This window comes from Phenylobacterium kunshanense (assembly GCF_003254525.1).
Taxonomy (GTDB): domain Bacteria; phylum Pseudomonadota; class Alphaproteobacteria; order Caulobacterales; family Caulobacteraceae; genus Phenylobacterium; species Phenylobacterium kunshanense.
Genome location: NZ_QFYS01000001.1, coordinates 406,396 through 425,887, shown reverse-complemented (window position 1 = coordinate 425,887; position 19,492 = coordinate 406,396). Strand labels below are relative to the sequence as shown.

Below are 19,492 nucleotides of genomic sequence, written 5' to 3'. Positions count from 1 at the left end.
TCCTTGAAGAAGAGTCGCTTGGGGCTCTAAGTGCCCGAGGCACTTTCGCCAGCGTCGCAGTGACCCGCAACCCCGCATGTCCGACGATACCCGCCTGATCCACGCCGGCAAGCACGCCGAGCCTCTCGCCCGGACGGTCGGACCGCCGATCCAGAAGGGCTCGACGGTCCTGCTCCCGAACGCCGCCGCCCTCTACGACGACGCCAACCACCTGACTTACGGCCGCGCCGGGCTGTCTGCGCAGGCCTGCCTGCAGGATGCGCTGGCCACCCTCGAAGGCGCGGACGGCGTCACGCTCTATCCCTCGGGCATAGCCGCGATCTCTGGAGCCATGCTCGCCCTGCTGGGCGCCGGCGACGAGGTGCTGGTGGTCGACAACGTCTACAAACCCGTGCGCCGGTTCTGCGACAGCGTCCTGAAGCGGTTTGGCGTGACGGTGAGCTACTTCGATCCCGCCACGGCGCCCGACAGGCTGGTCGGCGAGGCGTCGGACGCCGTCCGCATGATCCTCTTGGAAAGCCCGGGTTCCCTCTCGTTCGAAATGCAGGATGTGCCGGCGATCGCGGCGCTGGCCAAGGCTCGCGGGATCCTCACCGCCATCGACAATACTTGGGCGGCCGGGATCCTTTTCCGCCCCCTGGACCATGGCGTCGATGTTTCGATCCAGGCGCTGACCAAGTACGTGGGCGGCCATTCCGACGTGTTCATGGGTTCCGCCGCCGCGCGTGATCCGGCCGTGGTCCGGCGGCTCGCCGACGGGATCAATCACATGGGATGGGCGGTCAGCGGCGAGGATGCCTACGCCATTCTGCGCGGCCTGCGCACGCTGCCCGTCCGCATGGAGCGCCAGGGCGCTAGCGGACTTAGGGTGGCCGCTTGGCTGCGCGATCAGCCCGAGGTGGCGGCGCTATTCCACCCTGCCCTCCCGGGTTGCCCGGACCACGCGCTCTGGGCGCGGGATTTCAAGGGCGCCTGCGGCCTCTTCGGCTTCGCGCTGCGGCCCGCGCCGGAAGCGGCCGTGGACGCGTTTCTGGACGCCCTGACGGTCTTTGGACTTGGATTCTCCTGGGGTGGCTTCGAGAGCCTGGCCATCTCCTGCGATCCGCAGCTCAAGCCCCGCCGGTTCCCCAAGGACTACGGCGGCCCCCTGATCCGCCTCCACGTCGGGCTCGAGGATCCCGACGACCTGATCGCGGACCTGCGGGCCGGGCTCGACGCCTATGCTCGCCTTGCCGTTTGATGCACCGGCGTTCGTCTTCCTGGCCTCCGCTCAGATGTCCAGCTACATCACGGGCGAGATCCTGCCGGTGATCGGCGGATACTGATTCGCAGGCGGGGGCGGATTGGACGATTGGCTAGCCAGGTTCCTGGCGCAGGAGCGCCTGCCCGAGGGGTTCCTGCGAACCTTCGAGGATGTCGTCTGGCCGTTAGCCGACCGCGCCTGCGACTGGCGTTCCGACTTCGGCCGGACGGCGGTGGTGGGCCTGTGTGGTGCGCAAGGCTCCGGGAAGACCACCATCGCCGCAGCGACGGTCAATCTCCTCGCCAAGCGCGGTCTCAAGGCGGTGGCCCTTTCGCTGGACGACTTCTACCTGGGGCGAGAGGCGCGGGCCTGGCTGGCGGGCAAGGTCCATCGGCTGCTCCAGGTGCGCGGGCCGCCCGGCACCCATGATGTCGCCCTGGCGTGCAGCATTCTCGACCATCTGCGCCAGGCGGGCGAGACGCCCCTGCCCGAGTTCGACAAGGCGACTGACGAACGGGTGTCGAAGGGCCAATGGAGAATCGTCGAGGGTCCGGTCGACGTGATTATCCTCGAGGGCTGGTGCGTCGGAGCGCGGCCGGAGCCGCCGGAGCGCCTGCGCCGCCCCATCAACCCCCTTGAACAGCGCGACGACCCGACGGGAGCCTGGCGCGGCTATGTGAATCGTCAGCTGGGCGAGGCCTATCAGGCGTTGTTCGGCCGGCTGGATCGCCTGGTCCTGCTGGAGGCCCCAAGCTGGGACGTCGTCCGCGGCTGGCGCACCGAGCAGGAGGCCAAGCTGCGGGGCCGCGGCGGCGGCGGCATGACCGACGCCGAGATCGGCCGCTTCGTCCAGCACTACGAGCGCCTGACCCGTTGGATCCTGGAAGAGATGCCGAGCCGCGCGGACTGGGTCGTGAAACTCAATCCCGACCGGACGCCGGTGCCGATGACGCTCGAATCATAGCGTCGCGCTCGGCGGCCGTGAGCGGGCGCCACCTGCCTTCCGGCAGATCGCCTAGCTTGAGGGGGCCGATCCGGGTCCGCTGCAGGTCCACCACGTGCAGGCCTACCTGTTCGCACATGCGGCGGATCTGGCGGTTGCGACCCTCCTTCAGCACGAAGCGCAGCGTCTGGCCCTGGACGACGTTGACCTTCGCCGGCTTCAACGTCCGACCGTCCAGCGACAGGCCGTGCCGCAGGCGCGCCAGCTTGGACTCGGCGACCTGGCCCGCCACCCGGACCAGGTACTCCTTGTCGAGCTCCGACTGCGGTCCGATGATCGCCTTGGCCAGAACCCCGTCGTTCGAGAGGATCAGGAGCCCGTGGCTGTCCATGTCGAGCCGGCCCAGAGGCGGCAGGCTGGCCCTGGCGTCCGGAACCGCGCCATCACCGATCAGCGCCGCCCGCGTCAGCAGCCTCACCGCGGGCGTCTGCCCAGGCTCGGGCTGCCCGGAGACATAGCCGACAGGTTTGTTCAGGACCGCGGTGAAACCCTGCAACTGGCCCTGCGCGCGATCCGCCAGCGTCAGGGTCTGGCCCGGCAGGATCTTGCGGCCGGCATCCGACACCGTCTCGCCGTCGATGCTCACCAGGCCGTCGGCGATTAGGGCTTCGGCCTCTCGCCGCGAACAGACCCCGCTCTGCGCGAGCCATCTGTTGACCCGCTGCGGCTCGGCTTCGTCGTAGGTGCGGGTCCAGGGCATGGGGCCTCTGCATGGCGCGCCCGGCAGGACTCGAACCTGCAACCGTCCGCTTAGAAGGCGGATGCTCTATCCGGTTGAGCTACGGGCGCGAAATCTGCCGTCTCAGTGGGTCCAGGGGATGCGGCGGCCGAACGCGAAATTGTCGGCGTAGGCCTTGATGATCCGCTTGGCCGGAGGCGGCTCCACGAGCTGGAAGGCAATGCCATGCTGCTCGGCGTAGCGCACGGCTTCCTCCTTGGTCTCGAAGGTCAGGCGCACCTGGCTCGATTCAGTGTCGCTCGTGACGGTCCAGCCCATCAACGGGTCGGGACGCCGAGCGTCCTTCGGTTCGAACTCCAGCACCCAGTCGGTGGCCTTGGCCCTGCCCGACTGCATGGCGGTCTTGGACGGACGGAAGATGCGCGCGAGCATGTTCTCTGATCGACCCTTCAATATCGCCGGCGTGGTCGGGGCGGAGAGATTCGAACTCCCGACCCTCTGCTCCCAAAGCAGGGAACGCGCCAAGATAGTCAATAGCTTGCCGGTTAAACCGCTTCGGAACGGCCCAAATGGACTCAATGACTTACGAGACGACCGAAAAACCAGCGGGGTTCGTCTACTTCATTTCCGCCGAAGGCGCCAAGGCGGTGAAAATCGGCTCCGCAAAGAGCCCTCGCACGCGGCTTCGCGAGCTTCAGACGGGAGCGATGCACGACCTGGTCTTGCTGGCCGTGATCCCGCATCCGCGCCCGCGAAAGCTGGAGCAGCATCTGCATGCCGAGTTCGGCGAGCACCGCATTCGCTCCGAGTGGTTCTCCTACACGAGCGAGATCGAAGCGTTTCTGATTGAGAGCGCCTTCGACGCTCACGGCAACCGAGTGTGGACAGCCTACTCCGACGACCCGCCGCCTGACATCGAGGGCGCGTGGGATTGGATCTGAGCCCCCATCCGGGGCGCAATGAGCTAGGGTGGTGAAGGATGAAGGACGAACTCGCAGCGCTCTTGCCGCGCCTTGAGGGTGGGGCGCGATAATGGGCGGCGCCATCATTCTGGGATCGGTCATCGTGGCGGTCGGTCTGCACAGCGCCGCGAAGTTGCTCGCCGAGGCCTACAACCGGCGGACGGACGCCATCGTCAAGGCGAAGATCGGGGAGGTGGGGTGATGGAGCCTCATGAAGTTGCAGTCATGACGCACCTCGCGATCTCTGGTGGAGCACGCACATGGAAGATCGCGCAGCGTCTAGGATGGGCCACGGCAGACGCTCGCAAGCTCTTGTTTCGCCTTGAGCGCCGCAGCCTTGTCAGACGCCATTCCGGCTACAGCGCCGTCAACGATATCTACTGGTGCTTGACGGACGATGCTGTCTCTCGCGCCAACGGAGAGACGAGGTGATGGGCCTAAAGCCGACTGAAGAAGAACTCGCCGAGCTGCTTTCCGAGGGCCTTGACCTGTGCGTCAGGGCCAAAAAGCTGGACGACGACGTGAGCAGAGCCGTCGCTGTCGGTACGCCGGAAGGCCAGGAGGGCACCCGCTGCCTGACGCCTGCGCTTTGGGTCCTCGACCAGTACGACACCGATCTCTCTGACTGGCAGGCGCGGGCACGAAACACGCTCACGAAATGGATGGCCTACCGATGACCACCACCCCCATCGCCCAACTGATCGCGGAGCTGCTGGAATTTTGCGTCAGTCAGCACCCTATGGAAAGCGATCTCGCTCGTGCTCGTCGCCCGGCCATCGTCCGCCGCGCCGCCGAAGCCCTCGCCCGTCAGGAGGAACTACTAGCGGAGGCGGGGAAGGTGCTTGCCGTCATCGCAGAGGGCAGCGTGCCTCCCGAACAGGCGGGCCACTACATCGCCCACCGCAGATGCGTGACGGCCGCGCGTGAGGCAGTCAGGATGCTGCACTCGAAGGCAAGGGAAACCCAATGACCTCCCCCATCGCCGCAGTCCGCGCCCTCCCCCGTTTCGCCCCAATGCTGAAGGAGCAGTAGGATGAAGGACTACGAAGTGCCCATGACCATCACGTTCAGGACGACGGTCACAGTGCAAGCCGACAGTGCCGCTGCTGCGGTTGTGAAGGCTCAGCGAGCCGCATTCTACGACGACGGAATGAACGGCGCCGAGATGTGTGATTGGGAAGTAACCGGTGCGGCCCGGGAGATTGGGGCCGACCAATGACCTCCCCCATCGCCGCCGTGCGCTCCCTCCCCCGTTTCGCCTACCTCTCTCCCGCTGAAGCTCGGGAGGTGGTGTTGGCTGTGCTGGGGGCGGTGAGGGAGCCGAGTGAGGGGATGCGCGAGGCGTGGTCCGAAGCCGAAGAGGCCGCCGATCACCCGACCGAGCATCACATCAATTCACGTCGCTGGGCCGCCGCCATAGACGCCCTGGTGGCAGAGGTGCAGGAGGAGGGGCGGTGAGCTGCGCGTGTGAAGACTGCGCGACACCGCTAACGCCAGAAGAGCTACACTACTACGAGCGGCGGTGTGAAAGGTGCGAGAGCGCATGGTCGCGGCGCATTGACAACTGGCGAGCCGGCAAAACGCATGAGCCGGAACTTGACCGTTTCTATAGCTCCCCCTTGCCTCCCGCCTCGGATAGCGTAGACTCCTGAGAGCTGCGGCGCGGACGAATTGACGCCACAGGAACCCGTAAAGACTCCCTGCGATACGCGCCGCTCCGGCTTAGGCTGGGCAGGAGATGGAATCAAAGCGAGCGCCGCTAGCAAAGAGCACTGACGGCAGGTTGCCGAAAGGCCGCCGCAGCTACCCACCACCCAAACCACTCGCCAAAGCCCATAAGCCAAGGCAGGTCGCAACGAACGCGACGGGCCACCACAACGGCACTGGATCGGAACGTCCAGGCGGAAGCGGGCCACGGGTAGAGCCCTTTGCTGGGTAGCCTTTGGGGTTCTTGTTCACCCACACCCCGCTACAGCGGCCTAGAACGGCAAAAGGCCCCCAGCCGAAGCCGGGGGCCAGTTCAGCGCCGAAGCGGTGTCTATCGGGGAGGCACGAGCCTCAACCCGTGGGTCGAGTGCGTGGGCCCGCCGGCTTCCTCACTTGCATGGCGCGTTGGGCATCCCCTTAGCCTTGAACCATTGGCAGACACGCTCAAGCCGGCCGGCGAGGGTGTCGCGCTGGGTCTCGATGCTCTCGTTCAGCTTGGCCGACGCGATGTCGCTGCTGAGGATATCGACCGACATGGCCGGCTTCGGCTCGACCTGCAGATCAGCAGCGTCCGGCCAACTTGGCTTCCGAGAAGCCGGCGTCTCGCAGGCGCTGACAGTTAAGCCGGCGCTGAGCAGCAGACACATGGTCATCAGGCCCCGCTTGGATCGCATCGGTCCTCTCCTTCGATTGCTGATGGATGGTCAGGGTGTTCTCGAGACGGTCGGCGGCGAGCCGCTCCTTAATCGCGGCGTCCTTCACCGCTTCCCTGAGGGCTGCGTCGGCCTCGCGCGCGGCCTGGCGCGCCCGTTCAGCGCTGGCCCCCTGGCACTGGCCCACCGGGAGCGCGAGAGCCGCGCCAACGACGGCGCCCAGCCCGGCCTTCCACCAGGAGCGGGCGAGCGTCTTCGCGCCGGAGAGTGCGGCGGGGATGGCGAGAGGGATCATTTCCAACCTCCAGCGCGAAGTGCGCCCTGAAACTCCATCGCGTAGGTCGCGATCTCGTCTGCCCGGTCCAAGCCGTTGATGATCCGCCGAGCGTTCCTGAATTGCACGTGGCTCGCCTCGGCCGGGAGATAGGTGTCGAGCCGCTTGCCAGTGAACCACCCCTCAAGCATCCCGCGGCGCATGATCTTCGCGGCGACGGCGGGCTGAAGGGCTAGGTCGGGATCGTCGACCAGCGGAAGGCCGAGTTCTCGCCCGGCCTTGTCGTAGTTCGCGCGCCCGGTGAGCTGGACGTAGCCTCGGCCGCAGAACCGCGACCCGTCGCCCGGCGTCAGGTTCCCCAGCTCCCGCGCCTTCGCTGGCCGGTCGCCCTCGATGTCGTACATGCGGCGGAAGTAGGCCCGTCCGCCGTATTCCTTGATCGGCTGCATGGTCCCGGCCGTCTCGACAATTGCTGTCGCCAGCGGGTAAGCCGCCCAGGCGATCGGCAGGCCCTCGCACGCGGCGAGAATGGCTTCGCAGCCTGAAACCTCATCCGGCGAGAGCGTGGGACCTAGCGCCTTGCTGGAGCGCAGGGCGTTGAAGAACGCAGCGGGGTCGAAATTCCTGGCCGTGGGCGGGCTTTGCGGCTCAGGCGGCGTCACTGGGCCGGGCGAGGCGGATGCCGCCTCCAGCGCAGCCCGCAGCCGCGCCAGCGCGTCCTCTGCCGCTCGGAGGTGGTCTAGGGCCTCGCTCACAGCCTCACACGCTGGTCTTGCGGGAGTTCGCCGTCATCCTCCGGTTCCGGCACAGCCGCCGGTGCGATGATCGTTGGCTTGTCGCCTGTGGCCGTGACGGTCGGCTGGGTCGCGATCTGCCGCACCACGTCGCCGCTGGCCTTGGATCCAGACGATGACCCCAGCCAGAACGTGTAGGCCGCGGCGAAGGCCGCGATCATGGCGCCCTTCATCATCTCATCGGCCGGGTTCGAGAAGTAGGCGAAGGCGAACAGAGCCACCAGCGCCAAGGACACGAGGAACTGAGGCGTCTTCATGTGCTGGCCCCCTTCACAATGCCTTCGATCCACTTCGTCGCGCCAAGCACGAGCAAGGTCCCGGTGAGGACCAGGGCGCCCACTGCCCCCACAACCTGCAGCCTCAGGTCCATCAGGGCCCGGACGTCGCGAGAGACTTTGCGAAGGTCGCCGATCAGGCCACGGCCGCCGTTGCCGTCGCTGTCCGGCTCCTCTCCAAGCTTGACCTCAAGGTCTTCGACCTTCTGAAACAGGTCCGCGAGGCCCTGCGTCATGCGCTGCTGCGTGATCGCCTGCTCAATTCGGAAGTTGGCGCGGTCGGCCTCCGACTTGTCGAACCGCTCAACCAGCGCCTCAAGGCGCATAAGGATATCCTGATGTGAGGGCGCGGTATCAGTCGTCTTGCGGCGGCGAGGGGCGCTTCCTTCCCCGCTCATTGGGGAGCCCCGACGTTACGGCCCATCCGAAACACACGAGACAGAAGAGAGAGAAGACCCCTTGCCAGGTCATCGACACCCCCTGCCCATGCGACAAGTAGCAACTGCGCCGCGAATATAGCGTTATTCGCGACCATGTAGCGAATTATGACCGCGTAGGCCTCCCGTGGGGGCAAAGTGTCGCCGTAGGCGAGCCAGAACGCGGCATGGCCTGCCGATTGCGCGAGTAGGAGACCGACCAGCCCAAGTTTCCATAGGCGCGGATCGCGTCGCCATGACAGGAACGCGAACACGCCGAAGCACAGATCGATGAGCGGATATAGCTGCATCGACTGCGGCGGGGACAGGAAGACGCCCATGATGCGGCCGAAACACCAGCCGATCAGGAGCATCGTCGCCATCACCTGGGCGTCGAGACGCCGGGTGGCCCAACTCAGGCCGAACGGGATCACCACGGCGATACTCCACACTATGAGTTGGCCGGTCTCTGACACGGTAGTTACGGGCCGTTCGGATCTTCGGGTTTCGGATCGCCACCCGACATGGGGGAGACGATCCCCTCACCCTTCACGAAGGTCAGCACCTCCTCGAGGAGGGCGTGAGCGAACGCGGCCTTACGCTTGATCCGCACCGGCAAGGCTCCGCTGGCATCGATGCGCTCGTGCGCCTCCCTGATCAGCGGCGCCAGGGCGTCAGCGAGTTCGTCATCGGTCATCGGTCGACTCCAGTCTGTTAGGTACACGGGCGGTCATCGAGGGTCGCAAGCCGCCTCCCTTCGTTAAGGGTTGCGAAAGGCCACGTGAGCTCACGCTTCGACCGCTGGCGTCAGCCGGCTTCTGCGGCGCAAGACACGGGGGCCGGGCGCGGGTCGGGGTCGCACCCCCGGCTCGCGCCGAACTATCGGGCTTCAAGCCTCGCGACGCGGGCTTCTAGGGCCGCCACGCGGTCCTCCAGCGTCAGCGGGGGAGGCGGCTCGGGTGGCCCACGCCACTTCTCCGCCCAGGCCTTGCGGGCCGCCTCCAGTTCCTCAGCCGGCCGCACGCCCTCAGGCAGGGTCACGTTGTCGGGGTAGAGGGTGAAGGCCCCGTGCCGGTCGGCAGCGGTGTTGCCGCGCACGTCCAGAACGCCGCAGCGGTCGAGGGTGAAGTCGGGCGCCGAGCGTCGGTCGGTCGGCGCGCCCTGGAGCAGCAGGTTCCGCAGCAGCGCGCCAGAGCGCACGTTCTCCAGCCCGACCGCCACCGGGTGGGCGCTGATGATCACGTTGTCCTCGGCTCGGAAGTTGTCGAAGCCGATGCCGGTGCGGTTGTCGTCGATCAGGATGGCGATGATCGGCGTCCCCTGCCCCATGTCCAGCAGGTTGCCGCGGAGGACGATGTTGCTGGACGGGCGAACCGCGCCCACCAGCGTATTGGTCGGCGCGCTCCAGATGTGGAACAGATCCGCGTGCACCGCGTCGCCGATCACGTCGGCGCTATCGTGGATGCGGCACCCTTCCATCAGGAGGTTGATCAGCTCGACGCCGCCGACCACGCCGGACTGCGTGAAGTGACCGATGTCCAGGCGACGGAGGATCAGATCCTCGACCCGGCTGAGGACGATCCCCTTGCCGACGCCGTCGATCGACAGGTCTTCAACCGTGATCCCCCGGCTGCGGTTGATCATCATGCCCCGGCCGATGGGCTTGGTCTCGCCCGGCCGGCACGCGCCCGTGATGTTGCCACCGGAAAAGGTCACGCCCTCGCATTGGTCGATCTCAACCGCGTTGACGTGGGTGACGGTGCTCGCCGTGGCGACGAGCTGGAGGCGAAGGTTCTCGACGCGGACGTTCCGGCACCCGACCAGCTTGATCTTCGACACTTCCGCGCCGTCGATCACCGTGTCGGTCAGGTTTGCGAGCCGATGCTCGCCGGGGGCGAGTTGCAGGGTTTTCATTTCGCCTCACGCTGGTATCGGGTTGACGCCTGCGCCGCTTGGGCGGCAAATGCCGGCATGATCGACTTGCTCATCAACGCGATCCGGGGGTACGTCCGCGCCATCCGCGACGGGCTGCGCGAAACCCAGGACTGCGACATCTAGTGACCGTCACCCGCGCGGCCGGCGTTACCGTCGGTCTCTTGCTCGTGGTCGGCGGCGGCATCAGCCTATGGACGACAGGCGCCGCGCTGGGCTTGCTGGCCATCGTCGTTGGAATGCTGATCGCTGCCCTGTCGGCGATGGCCGGCGATCACGGTCCCTCGTAAGGCCAAGCGTAGCCGGTGCCGTCCGTACGGCGGGTATTGCCGGCCAGGTCGTAGGTGTATTTCTGGTGGCCCGTGGGGACGGTCGCGAGCGGCTGGCTTGAGCCAGACAGGGTGTAGGTTCCGCCGCCGCCAGTGAGGCCCTGGTTGTTGTCCGTGAAGGTCGGATCGCCGTCGCCGAAGATCTCGCCAGGGCCCGCGCAGAAGCCAGCCCACTCCGGTTGCGCACCGGAACCCGCGACACCCTCGGAGCCAGGATCGCGGCCGTACATCAGGGCGTTGAACGCCCATCCGGCCTTGAGCCAGGACTTCCAGTTGCTCACGCGGCCGGCGCCCTCGGCGACGTACTCAAACCAGCACGTCTTGATCGCGTAGCGGGCGACGCCGGAAAGCTGCATCCGAATGTGGCGCTTGACGCCCTTCAGCCCGCTCACGTCGCAATAGGCGACGTTCGTGGTTGCGGTGGGCGTTGTGCTCCCGCCTGTGGCGCTCTGCGGGTGGCCGAAGTAGGTGATGATCCCGTTGTCGGCCGGGTTGGTGCTGGACGCGCCGATGTTGAAGAAGATGTCGTCAACGGAATATTCCATGACGCTCTGTTCGTAGTGGAAGCCGCGGCCGTCCACTGGGAACTCCGTCGCGCCATCCGAGGCGATGCCTTGCGCCGCCGCCGTGGCGGTAAGGATCGTGGACCCGAGAAGCATCCCCTCACGGGCGGGCTGGCCGCTGCCCTTGGCGAAGAAGTTGAACGAACCCTTGGCGCAAAGGAAGGTGTAGGCGACGACGCGCAGGCTGGTGGTCGTGGTGTTGCGCACGCCACAGGCCAGGCGAGCGTGATAGGCCTTGGTCGAGGCTGCACCGAGGCCAGACGTCGCCGCTCCGGGCGTGGTGTTGGACGAGAACGTGTAGCCGATGAGGTTGGCCCGCGCCCAGTCGTCATCGAACCACGGCAGCGTGCCCGACGTGGTGTCGTGGTTGATCGTGCAGCCCTCGGACTGGAACACCGTAAGCTCGTTCCCGGCCTGCGATTGGCCCGGCGTGAAGGCGCCCGCCGTCCCCGTCCGCACCCACTTCATGTCGCGCCAGATCACGCGCGTCGGGAAGGTGTGCGCCGCCGCCGCCATGCCGAAGATCAGGTCGGCGGTGTTGCTCGGGTGCGGCTTGATCTCGCAACAGGCGGACCCGATGACGCCGGTGAAGTTTCCCGCCTTGTCCAGCGTGATCGGCGATCCCGTCGTGTTGCGCGCGTAGATCACGCCGCTGTCGCAGGTGTTCGAGCCGTTGGCGGTGTTGTTCGCGGCCTGAATGGCGTTGTAGGCCGCGTGCCAGGAGGGGAACGGGTCGGCCTCCGCCGTCGCCAGCGTCGTGCTCGCCGTGCCCGGCCCCGCCGCCCCGCTTTCCACCACGGCATAGACCCGCTGCCAGGCCGTCGAGCGGATGTTGCGGTACTCCTGCGGATAGCGGGTGTCCTTCGGGTCGCTCTCCAGCGTCGTGCTGTCCAGCGGCGCCGTGCCGATCAGCGGATAGGCCAGGTACTCGTCCCGGCACATCACGCCGTCATTCAGGCCCGTGGTCGAGTAGGTCGCCTCGACGATCTCGGTGTAGGTCAGGCCATCGCCCACGGGATCATAGGCCGTGGTCGCGCTCACCGTCGTATAGGCGGTGTAATTGTTGCTGGCGTCGCGCCCGCGCACCTTGACCACGTCGAACATGCGCCCGCTCTGGCCGTACAGGTGCGAGACCTTGGCCCGGAAGGTGCGGGTCGAGCCCTCGTTGACGTCGCGCTCCAGATTGAGCGTCTTCACCTCGATGGGCGGGGTGTCGATGTCGAGCGTCGAGGAGTTCGTGATCACGCCAGAGCTGACGTCGCCGCCGCCGGCCGTCGAGTACCAGCCCTCCTCAACCGTGACCGACACGATCTCGGTGGCAGAGAAGATCTGATCGACGTAGCGGCAGACGTCCACGCCATCGGCGGCCAGGGCGTTGGTGCCGTCCGGGTCGTAGTGCAGGACTACCCAGAACTTGAGCTTGCCGGCGGACGGCGTCTCGGTGTGCGGGGTGTTGACGTAGGTCGCGCTCGTCGCCTGTTTCGGCAGGAGGCCGACGCCCTTGAAGACGGTGTCCCGGTCGGCCGCCACCCCGTTCTTGAAGCCGGGGTTCCGCACGCGGACGGAGAACGAGGAGCCCAGCGGCGTGCCCGTCAGTTCATCCGTCACGACTTCGGCAAGGATGCCGTGGCCGTCGATCCCGTAGTCGGTTCCGCCGACGTTCACCGGGTCCAGCGCCGTGGCGCCGACGATGGTGAAGCTGTCGATGTCCGCCGTGGAACCGGCGCTGACCACGATGCTGAACGTCCCCAGGCTCGCCGTAAGCCCGTCCGCATCCGTGACGGTGATGTTCAGCCCGCTCGCCGTGCCCGAGCTTACTGGCGTGCCGGTGATCGCGCCCGTCGAGGTGTTGAAGGACAGGCCCTCGGGAAGCGTGCCGGTGAGCGCGTAGGTCTTGGGCGTGTGGCCGCCGGCGCTGGAGGGCGTGAAGCTGTAGGCCGCGCCGACATTCGCCCCGCCCGGCGTCCCGCTGATCGAAAGCGGCGCGGCGATCGTGACGCCGGCCGATTCCGCCGTGGTCGAGCCGAGGTCGTTGGTCGCGGTGACCTCGACGGTGATCGCGTTGGCGCCGGCCGACACGTCGGCAGATTGCGCCACATAGGTCGAGTTCGTGGCGCCGGAGATATTGGAGCCGCTGCGCTGCCATTGGTACGAGAACGCCCCAGACGGCAAGCCAGTCCAGCTCCCCGGGTCGGCCGTGAGCGTCTGGCCCTGCGTCAGGACTCCCGTAATGGAAGGCAGGACGGTATTGACTGGCGGCGCGGTCGGGACCGGCCGGGCTCGCGCTGGAATGATGCCAAGGCCAAGGCTGAAGCGGCGGACCATGTTTTCGTTACTCCGGCACAGTCCAGACGCGAACGGGCAGCCCGTCGTCGTCGCCAATCGTCCAGCCGACGGCCCCTTCCGGCGCGGCGGTCTCGCCGACCTCGTAGAAGCCGCGGGCGAGACGCTGAGGGGCCGAGAGGCTGAGAACGAAGGCCTGCGACAAGCGCACGTCCTCGCCGTTCTCGCCGCCGCCTGGCAGTAGCGTCCCCGCCTCGCTGATCTCGATCCAGTCGCCGCCGGGCGGCTTGAAGGCGAAACTCATGTGCCGGTGACCTCCACAAGGATGCCGCACTCCGCGGCGCTCGCATTGCAGTTGGTGAAGCTGACGGCCGCGCCGTCGACGTAGCTGCCGAGGGTGTCGCAGACGATGCTCGCGTAGGTCTCTTCGATGCCGGACCCAATGTCGCGCCTGCGCTCTGTAAAGCCGGCCGGAATGACGATCCCGGCCGCACCCGTGCTGCCGGCTACCCCTACAAACGCCAGGGCGCCGTAGTGGCCAGGCGAACGAGAGAACCCGGCGAGGATCATGGATGTCTCGCCGCCGAGCGGCACGGCGGTCGCCCTAACGGAAACCGCGCAAGGCCCGCTTACCTGGTAGCGAAGGCTTCTGACGCCATCGCGCGCCGGCCTATCGAGAAGCCAGTCGTTTTCGACATCCGTGGTGTTGAGGGTCTTCCAGAACAGTTTCGCGTATCGATTGTTCGTCGTCGCCGCGAACACGTCCTGCCCTGACCACGCGTCGCCACCCGATGTGGATAGAACCGTGGCGGCGTCGCAATCCTGCGCCCAGACAAATGCGAGCTCATCGACCGCAACACCAGTCGGCTTTACGACCGACCCCGCCGAGGCGCTCGGCGCGGTTTGCGCTGACGCCATGAACTCCAGCCCCCGCCGCCGCATAAGCAGCAGGGTCGCCAGCAATTGCGGGAGCATCAGGCCAGCCCGGGGATCACGTGAAGCGTCCCCCGCGTCACGTTTCCGCTGCCGTCGACCTCATCAATGATGCCGGCGATTTTGTTCTTTGCCCCGTTGTCCGGGTTCAGCACGCCAAGAAGCCCGTCTGCGAAGTCCCACACCGCGTTGACGGCCAGCACGACGGAGCCGGCGCTATTCACGAGGTCGAGCACGAACGGCTGGCCCGCCTTGGCGTTGGTGAACACCCCGAGCGTGAAAGACGCCGACACCGCCGAACAGCGGCGGTACCAGCCGGCATCCATGTCCAGCGCCAGCGTCGAGGCATAACTGACGGTGACCGGCGCCATGGAGTCCATCAGCGCCTTGGGCGTCATCGGCGCGACCTCGCTGGTCCCCTCCCACACCTCTGCCGCTGTGGCCGATGGCGAGAAGAAGTTTGCGTCCATGATCTGCCAGCTCGAATAAGAGCCAGATCCGAAGACGCCGCCACTCGTCACCGTCACCGAAGCCGTCGTCGACGTCGGCGCCGGGCTCGCCGCGATCACCCCGATCATGCGGATCGAAGGGTCCGACAGCAGCGAGATAACCACCTGCCGCCCAGCCGTCATAAGCGACGCCTTCGCAGACGTGAGCGTGACCGCTTTGGTTCCCGCCCCGACCGTCAGCGTCGTCGTGCTGCGTCCGACAAGGCCCGCCGCATCGGCGGCGACTGCGGCCTGGCCGGCGACTTCTGCGGCCGAGGCCGCTGCCTCGACGGCGTTGTCATAGGTGACATCAGCAACGGAGTTCATCTCCGTCACCATGTCGGGCATCGCCTCAAGAAGGGCGTCGGCTCGGGTGTCGAAGTTGGCCGGATCCGCAGTCGTCGGGACTGGCGTCGGCAGGGCCGCAATAGGGGTCGGAGCCGTCGGCACGGTCAGGCCTCCTCGATTTCGAGGTCAATGGGAGCGTTGTCGGGGTGGTCGAGGCCGATCCTGAACCGGGTGTAGAACCCGAGGATGGTCACGCTGTCGTAGTAACCGCTGTCGGTGTCGGTCAGGCCGCTCCAGAAGGCGGGAGTGGCCGGCAAGCGGTCCCGGAGGGCGCGGGCCGCGGGCACGTTGTCCTTGTCGCACCACACCCTGCAGGCCACGGTCGGCGCTGAACGGCGTGGAACGAGCGTTGTTGTCCCGTCGAACTCGCGCGTCACCGAGGAGAAGTTCAGGGCGTCGTCATCGGCTTCGGCTTCGACCTCGCCGAGGAACACGTGCTTGTTGAGCACCATCCGGCCGCAGGAGACGTCGCCGCTCGCGCGCTCCAAGGTGATGCGGACGGTCGCGCTGGAGTACGGCGGCAGATCGAAGCGCGAATAGCGGCTCTTGTAGGTGAACTCGCCGAAGAAATACTGCGACCACGTGGTGGTGTTGCGGGTCGACAGGCTGTCGGTGAACGTCTCCATGACGTGCCCACCGACGATCACTTCGATGGTGATTTCATCGGCCACCAGGCCGGTGAGGCCTATCGCGTCGACCCGCTTGCCCGGGGTGATCTCCACGATCAGCGGCGAGGCGACGGTCGTGACCTGATTGCGCTTCAGGTCGAACAGCCGCCAGCGGTTGGTCGGGCCTTCTAGGCGCCACTTCGCCGTGTCGGTCGGGGCTGCGGTGTTGCTGGCCTCCAGGCTGACGTACTGGAGGTGTGTGGTCGCGTCGATGACCCGATCGCCGAGCGCATAGGTACCGGCGGCATAGACGCCGTAGGTTCGCGCCAGCAGTTTCCAGAACGTCGGCGAGCTTGCCGGGGTGTTCCCAGTGTTGCCGGCCTGCAGGCTCTCATAGACGTCGAAGGCGTTGCCGCTGGCCGACACGCTCACCAGGTCGCCGTCGGCGTAGGTGGTCGCGCCGTTGTAGGCGGCCGGCTTCGTCTCCGGCACGTTCGTTGCCGTGAGCATGGCTTCCGTGACCGAGAAGAACACCTCTTCGGTCGCGCCGATGGGGTTGAGGGACTCGATCACCCTCATCACGCCGGCGGACGTCATCAGGCGGCCTCAGTGGTCACGGGGTCATCGGGAGACCGGCCGCGGACGTAGAGCCCGCTTCCGGCCATCTTCTGCAGCTCTAGAGCGGTGCGGTCAGAAGAGCGCCGAACCTCGGCGATCTCAGCGCGGACCTGGCGCAACTCAGCCACGACGTCGGCGGTGTCCCCGCCCCCACCAAGCATCGCTTGAGTGTCCTCGGCGCTGAAGTAGCGGGCCGGGCCGGTGACCTCGAGTTCCGGGCCGCGCTCGCCGACCAGCCGCAGGCCGCCGGGGTGCATCCCGCCGTCGGCGTACTTGCGCAGGCCGGCGGCGATCTCAGGCATGCCCTGCAGCCTGTAGTGGACGGCGGCGGCTTCCTGGAGGGTGGAGCCGTACTGGCGAAGGACCCCGCCTTCCATCCAGTTCTGAGCGAGGTCGGGGCCGTTCGCGAGGTAGCGGTTGACGTCGAAGTTGTCGTTCGCCGTGGGGGTCACGCCGAGCTGGCGCTCAACGATCAGGGCGTTCTGCAGGTTCGCGATGGCCTGGGCGACCGTCACCACGCCGGCATTGAGTTGCGCGAGCTGGCCCACGGTGGCGGTGAGCTGGGCAAGCTGGGCCTCAGCCGTGCCGACCTGGGCGCGGGCGTAGGTCTCGGCCTGTTCCGTGGCGGCGCGCACTGCGGCGAGGTCCCGGTCGTACATGGCCGAGTTCGGCGCGATGGCCTTTGACGCCTCCAGGAACTGCCGAGAGGCGGTCTGCAGCGCGCCGTAGGCCGCGGCGTCGCCCGGGTTCGCGGCCAGGGCATTGCGAGCGCTCGTGAAGGCCTGGGCCGATGCCCGGTATTGTGCGAAGGGGTTCAGGCCGGCGAGCGAACCCGTCGTGAGTTCGGCCTTGAAGTCCTTCATGCTGTCAGCGAGTTCGGTGAAGCGGTCGATCGTCTCTCGCAGGGCGTCGGCTTCGCGGTTGTAGGCCTCTACCAGAGCGGATCGGGCGCTCTCCGTGGCGCCGGTAGCCGCCTCGATGCTGGCCTGCGTCGCCTGCGTGGCGTCGTTCACGGCTTGACCGTACCGCTTCAGCACTTCGTCGAGTTGCAGGCCCTCCAACGTCGCGAGCTTGGTCGTGATGACCGCAAGCTGATCGGCGGTGAGATATCCGTCGGCGGCGAGCTGCTGTGCTGCCTTGCGCTGTTCCTCGATGGCGTCACGCACCGCCTTGAGATCGTAGGCCTTGGCGTCCGTAAGGCGCAGGATTTCGTCGTCGAGCGACTTTGCGATGCCCTGTGCGGCCTCGTACTTCGCCAGGATTTCCGCGATGGCGTCGAAGCCCTTTCCGGCGGCGAGCGCACTATCCACAAGCGCCTTCTGCGCCTCGGAAACAAACGTCGCCGAGGAAAGCAGGGCGCGCATGGCGGTATCGACCGCCGCGCCGCTGTCGCCCACCGCAGAGCGTAGCGTCTGGCCGCTCTGCAGGTAGATCTGCGTCTGATCGCGCGTCCCAATCACGAGGCCGGTCACCGCGTCGGTCAGGCCGATGCCGGCGGCCTTGAGCGCGTCCTGAATGCCTTGAATGGCTTCACCGGCCGAGCGCGCGGCGTCCTCCGTCTCTGATGTGCGCTTGTTCCCGCTGATCGCGCCGGTACGCAGATCGTAGCCCGCGCCAGCGTTCGTCGGCTTGCCGCCGAGGTTGAACAGCTTCGCTGCGGCGTAGAGGGCGCCCGCGGCTAGGCCGATGGGGCCGGCAAGCGCCGCGATGCCGCTGATCGCCCCCGCGCCCAAGCCAAGCGTTCCCAGGGCCGCCGCGCCCGCGCCACTCGCCGCGAAGGCTCCCAGGCCCAGGCCCCCCGCCGCAATGCCCAGGCCGCCGCCGATTGCCCGGCCCGCCTTTCCGCCAATGGCGTTGGCGGCCATTGCTCCAAGGGAGGCGATGCCGGCAGGGCCCTGCTTCAGAAGCGACCCGACACCGCCGATCAGGTCCTGAATGTTCAGGATGAACGAACCTATGTCCCCGCTCGTCATCGAGCGGAGCATGTCGCGAAGGGAGAACTGGACCCGGCCGAAGGCCTCAGCCAGCCGCTCGGCGCGTTCCCTGGCAGTCTCCAGTTGGTCCGCGAACTTGTCCGTCGCCGTGATCGACTTCTCGATCTGCGGGTTCCAGGCCTTCTGCTGGTCCTTGGACTGTTCCAGCGCGTAGGCGTACTCGAGGAACTTCGCGGCCAGCGCGTCGCCCTCCTTCGTCATCAGCGCCATGGCGCGCGCGGCCATGGTCTGCGCCTCAACGATCTTCAGCGTCTCGGCGTCGATGCCGGCGCGGTCGATGGCGTCCGAGTAGTTCCTCAGCGCCTCGAGTTCCTTTTCGAGCGCTTTGGCGACTTCATCCTGCGCCGCGGCGTTCTCCTTGGCCGCCTTCGCCCCCTTCTTCTGGGCTGCCGCCAGACGCTCCGTCTCAGCGACGATCTTGCCGAACAAGCCCTCGCGACTCTTGCGGAAGTTGCCCTCGATGGTCGTCGCGAGCTGCTTGTACTCCGCGGCCAGCTTAGCGTTCGCGAGCTTGATCTCCGGCAGGTCGACGAAGCCGATCGCTTCCTTGCCGACCTTCTTGAGGATGTAGTTAAGGCCCTCGATCACCTTGTTGATCAGGCCCTCGACAGCCTGGATCGTGATGTTCGCGGCTCCTTGGGCGATGACGCCGAACACCTCGGGTAGGCGCTGCCAGTTCTTCACGATCAGGGTGAAGGCCGCGCCGAAGTGGCCGACCATCTTGTCGACGAACCACATGACCCCGTCGAGGATCGCGTCGAAGGTCGCACCGAAGAACCCGGCCAGCCACTTCAGCGCGTCGCCGATCGGGCCGTCCTTGATCATCTTCCCGACGACGTTGATCGTCGCCTGGAAGGTCTGGCCCCAGGTCGTCGCGCCCTTCGTGCTCTTGTCGACCTCGCGCTCGAACAGGGCGAAGGCGCCAGCCACCGCGCCAATGGCAAGCCCCATGGGGGCGAACTTGCCGAGAATGCCGAGGAGTTGGCGCAGGGCCGCGCCGACGCCGACGCCCGACCCGCCGTAGATCTGAGCGATCTGCGAGCCCTGCTGCGCCATCACCATGAAGGGATTGGCGCCGCTGGCGAGGGAAACGCCGATGTCCTGCACCTGATAGCCGAGGTTGAGCAGGGCGTGGCGGGAGAGGCCGGCGGCGCGGGCGTGAGCCTGAAGCGCCACGTCCTGCGCCTTGAGCGCCGCGTTCGCCGCCTGCATCTGCTTCGCCATGCGCTGCGTGCCGGCGCCGTAGTTGTCGGCGGCGGCGCTGGCCCGGTCGGCGCTAGTGGCGATGCTGTCGAGAGTGGCTTCGGCCTCTTTGCCTCCCGGAACAGAGGCGCGCATGATCAGGTCGGCGACGTCGGCCATGGTCTGCTCCTCTGATGTGTGGACAAGC

25 protein-coding genes and 1 tRNA gene are annotated in these 19,492 nt (G+C 66.9%); 9 read left to right on the top strand and 17 right to left on the bottom strand.

Annotation, left to right across the window (positions count from 1 at the left end):
* The first annotated feature begins 76 nt into the window (after window positions 1–76).
* Window positions 77–1,240, top strand: a complete 1,164-nt coding sequence (metC, locus tag DJ019_RS02200) for a cystathionine beta-lyase (RefSeq protein ID WP_111274339.1) — start codon at window positions 77–79, stop codon at window positions 1,238–1,240.
* A 103-nt stretch (window positions 1,241–1,343) separates the two neighbouring features.
* Entirely contained in the window at window positions 1,344–2,207 is an 864-nt protein-coding gene (locus DJ019_RS02190) for a kinase (protein ID WP_111274338.1), read from the top strand.
* Here the strand turns inward: DJ019_RS02190 and DJ019_RS02185 are convergent.
* The 3 genes from DJ019_RS02185 to DJ019_RS02175 all read right to left on the bottom strand — a co-directional run bounded on the left by DJ019_RS02185 (window position 2,164) and on the right by DJ019_RS02175 (window position 3,357).
* Window positions 2,164–2,946 (bottom strand): pseudouridine synthase, encoded by a 783-nt coding sequence (locus DJ019_RS02185; RefSeq protein ID WP_111274337.1) that lies wholly within the window; start codon window positions 2,944–2,946, stop codon window positions 2,164–2,166. The two genes, DJ019_RS02190 and DJ019_RS02185, sit on opposite strands and share 44 nt — an antisense overlap.
* Window positions 2,947–2,958: 12 nt before the next feature.
* A tRNA-Arg gene (locus DJ019_RS02180) sits at window positions 2,959–3,035 on the bottom strand.
* Window positions 3,036–3,048: 13 nt separating this feature from the next.
* Window positions 3,049–3,357, bottom strand: coding sequence for an ETC complex I subunit (locus DJ019_RS02175; RefSeq protein WP_111274336.1), 309 nt, complete (start codon window positions 3,355–3,357; stop codon window positions 3,049–3,051).
* A 137-nt stretch (window positions 3,358–3,494) separates the two neighbouring features.
* On the opposite strand from DJ019_RS02175, the gene DJ019_RS02170 reads away from it, so the two are divergent.
* The 6 genes from DJ019_RS02170 to DJ019_RS20855 all read left to right on the top strand — a co-directional run bounded on the left by DJ019_RS02170 (window position 3,495) and on the right by DJ019_RS20855 (window position 5,345).
* Window positions 3,495–3,866 (top strand): GIY-YIG nuclease family protein, encoded by a 372-nt coding sequence (locus DJ019_RS02170; RefSeq protein ID WP_111274335.1) that lies wholly within the window; start codon window positions 3,495–3,497, stop codon window positions 3,864–3,866.
* Window positions 3,867–3,957: 91 nt separating this feature from the next.
* Entirely contained in the window at window positions 3,958–4,089 is a 132-nt protein-coding gene (locus DJ019_RS21505) for a hypothetical protein (protein ID WP_276309959.1), read from the top strand.
* Between the two features lie 229 nt (window positions 4,090–4,318).
* A complete protein-coding gene (locus DJ019_RS02165; RefSeq protein ID WP_111274334.1) occupies window positions 4,319–4,564 on the top strand; it encodes a hypothetical protein in 246 nt (81 codons plus the stop codon).
* Window positions 4,561–4,857 (top strand): hypothetical protein, encoded by a 297-nt coding sequence (locus tag DJ019_RS02160; protein WP_111274333.1) that lies wholly within the window; start codon window positions 4,561–4,563, stop codon window positions 4,855–4,857. The genes DJ019_RS02165 and DJ019_RS02160 overlap by 4 nt, the downstream gene beginning before the upstream one ends.
* A gap of 63 nt (window positions 4,858–4,920) precedes the next feature.
* Complete coding sequence (locus DJ019_RS02155) at window positions 4,921–5,106, top strand: hypothetical protein (RefSeq protein ID WP_111274332.1); 186 nt, start codon at window positions 4,921–4,923, stop codon at window positions 5,104–5,106.
* Between the two features lie 74 nt (window positions 5,107–5,180).
* Complete coding sequence (locus DJ019_RS20855) at window positions 5,181–5,345, top strand: hypothetical protein (protein WP_165843861.1); 165 nt, start codon at window positions 5,181–5,183, stop codon at window positions 5,343–5,345.
* 638 nt (window positions 5,346–5,983) lie between these two features.
* On the opposite strand, the gene DJ019_RS20850 is transcribed toward DJ019_RS20855, so the two are convergent.
* The 8 genes from DJ019_RS20850 to DJ019_RS02115 all read right to left on the bottom strand — a co-directional run bounded on the left by DJ019_RS20850 (window position 5,984) and on the right by DJ019_RS02115 (window position 9,920).
* Entirely contained in the window at window positions 5,984–6,130 is a 147-nt protein-coding gene (locus tag DJ019_RS20850; RefSeq protein ID WP_165843860.1) for a hypothetical protein, read from the bottom strand.
* 25 nt (window positions 6,131–6,155) lie between these two features.
* A complete protein-coding gene (locus DJ019_RS02145; RefSeq protein WP_111274330.1) occupies window positions 6,156–6,542 on the bottom strand; it encodes a hypothetical protein in 387 nt (128 codons plus the stop codon).
* Entirely contained in the window at window positions 6,539–7,276 is a 738-nt protein-coding gene (locus DJ019_RS02140) for a glycoside hydrolase family 19 protein (RefSeq protein WP_205854066.1), read from the bottom strand. The genes DJ019_RS02145 and DJ019_RS02140 overlap by 4 nt, the downstream gene beginning before the upstream one ends.
* Complete coding sequence (locus DJ019_RS02135) at window positions 7,273–7,572, bottom strand: hypothetical protein (RefSeq protein WP_111274328.1); 300 nt, start codon at window positions 7,570–7,572, stop codon at window positions 7,273–7,275. Before DJ019_RS02135 ends, DJ019_RS02140 begins: the two co-directional genes overlap by 4 nt.
* Window positions 7,569–7,916, bottom strand: a complete 348-nt coding sequence (locus tag DJ019_RS02130) for a hypothetical protein (RefSeq protein ID WP_111274327.1) — start codon at window positions 7,914–7,916, stop codon at window positions 7,569–7,571. Before DJ019_RS02130 ends, DJ019_RS02135 begins: the two co-directional genes overlap by 4 nt.
* Before the next feature lie 68 nt (window positions 7,917–7,984).
* A complete protein-coding gene (locus DJ019_RS02125; RefSeq protein WP_111274326.1) occupies window positions 7,985–8,443 on the bottom strand; it encodes a hypothetical protein in 459 nt (152 codons plus the stop codon).
* A gap of 44 nt (window positions 8,444–8,487) precedes the next feature.
* A complete protein-coding gene (locus DJ019_RS02120; protein ID WP_111274325.1) occupies window positions 8,488–8,703 on the bottom strand; it encodes a hypothetical protein in 216 nt (71 codons plus the stop codon).
* A 182-nt stretch (window positions 8,704–8,885) separates the two neighbouring features.
* Window positions 8,886–9,920 (bottom strand): right-handed parallel beta-helix repeat-containing protein, encoded by a 1,035-nt coding sequence (locus DJ019_RS02115; protein ID WP_111274324.1) that lies wholly within the window; start codon window positions 9,918–9,920, stop codon window positions 8,886–8,888.
* 143 nt (window positions 9,921–10,063) lie between these two features.
* Between DJ019_RS02115 and DJ019_RS20845 the strand changes: the two genes are divergently transcribed.
* Complete coding sequence (locus tag DJ019_RS20845; protein WP_165843859.1) at window positions 10,064–10,228, top strand: hypothetical protein; 165 nt, start codon at window positions 10,064–10,066, stop codon at window positions 10,226–10,228.
* Here the strand turns inward: DJ019_RS20845 and DJ019_RS02110 are convergent.
* The 6 genes from DJ019_RS02110 to DJ019_RS02085 all read right to left on the bottom strand — a co-directional run bounded on the left by DJ019_RS02110 (window position 10,213) and on the right by DJ019_RS02085 (window position 19,464).
* Entirely contained in the window at window positions 10,213–13,002 is a 2,790-nt protein-coding gene (locus DJ019_RS02110) for an Ig domain-containing protein (RefSeq protein WP_165843858.1), read from the bottom strand. The genes DJ019_RS20845 and DJ019_RS02110 overlap by 16 nt on opposite strands.
* A gap of 160 nt (window positions 13,003–13,162) precedes the next feature.
* On the bottom strand, window positions 13,163–13,417 hold the full coding sequence (locus tag DJ019_RS02105) for a hypothetical protein (protein WP_111274322.1): 255 nt from the start codon (window positions 13,415–13,417) through the stop codon (window positions 13,163–13,165).
* Window positions 13,414–14,088: a hypothetical protein gene (locus DJ019_RS02100; protein WP_111274321.1), complete on the bottom strand. Its 675-nt coding sequence runs from the start codon at window positions 14,086–14,088 to the stop codon at window positions 13,414–13,416. Before DJ019_RS02100 ends, DJ019_RS02105 begins: the two co-directional genes overlap by 4 nt.
* Window positions 14,088–14,984, bottom strand: coding sequence for a hypothetical protein (locus DJ019_RS02095; RefSeq protein ID WP_111274320.1), 897 nt, complete (start codon window positions 14,982–14,984; stop codon window positions 14,088–14,090). The genes DJ019_RS02100 and DJ019_RS02095 overlap by 1 nt, the downstream gene beginning before the upstream one ends.
* Window positions 14,985–14,986: 2 nt before the next feature.
* A complete protein-coding gene (locus tag DJ019_RS02090; RefSeq protein WP_111274319.1) occupies window positions 14,987–16,087 on the bottom strand; it encodes a hypothetical protein in 1,101 nt (366 codons plus the stop codon).
* Window positions 16,087–19,464, bottom strand: a complete 3,378-nt coding sequence (locus DJ019_RS02085; protein ID WP_111274318.1) for a phage tail length tape measure family protein — start codon at window positions 19,462–19,464, stop codon at window positions 16,087–16,089. The genes DJ019_RS02090 and DJ019_RS02085 overlap by 1 nt, the downstream gene beginning before the upstream one ends.
* Between the last annotated feature and the right edge of the window lie 28 nt (window positions 19,465–19,492).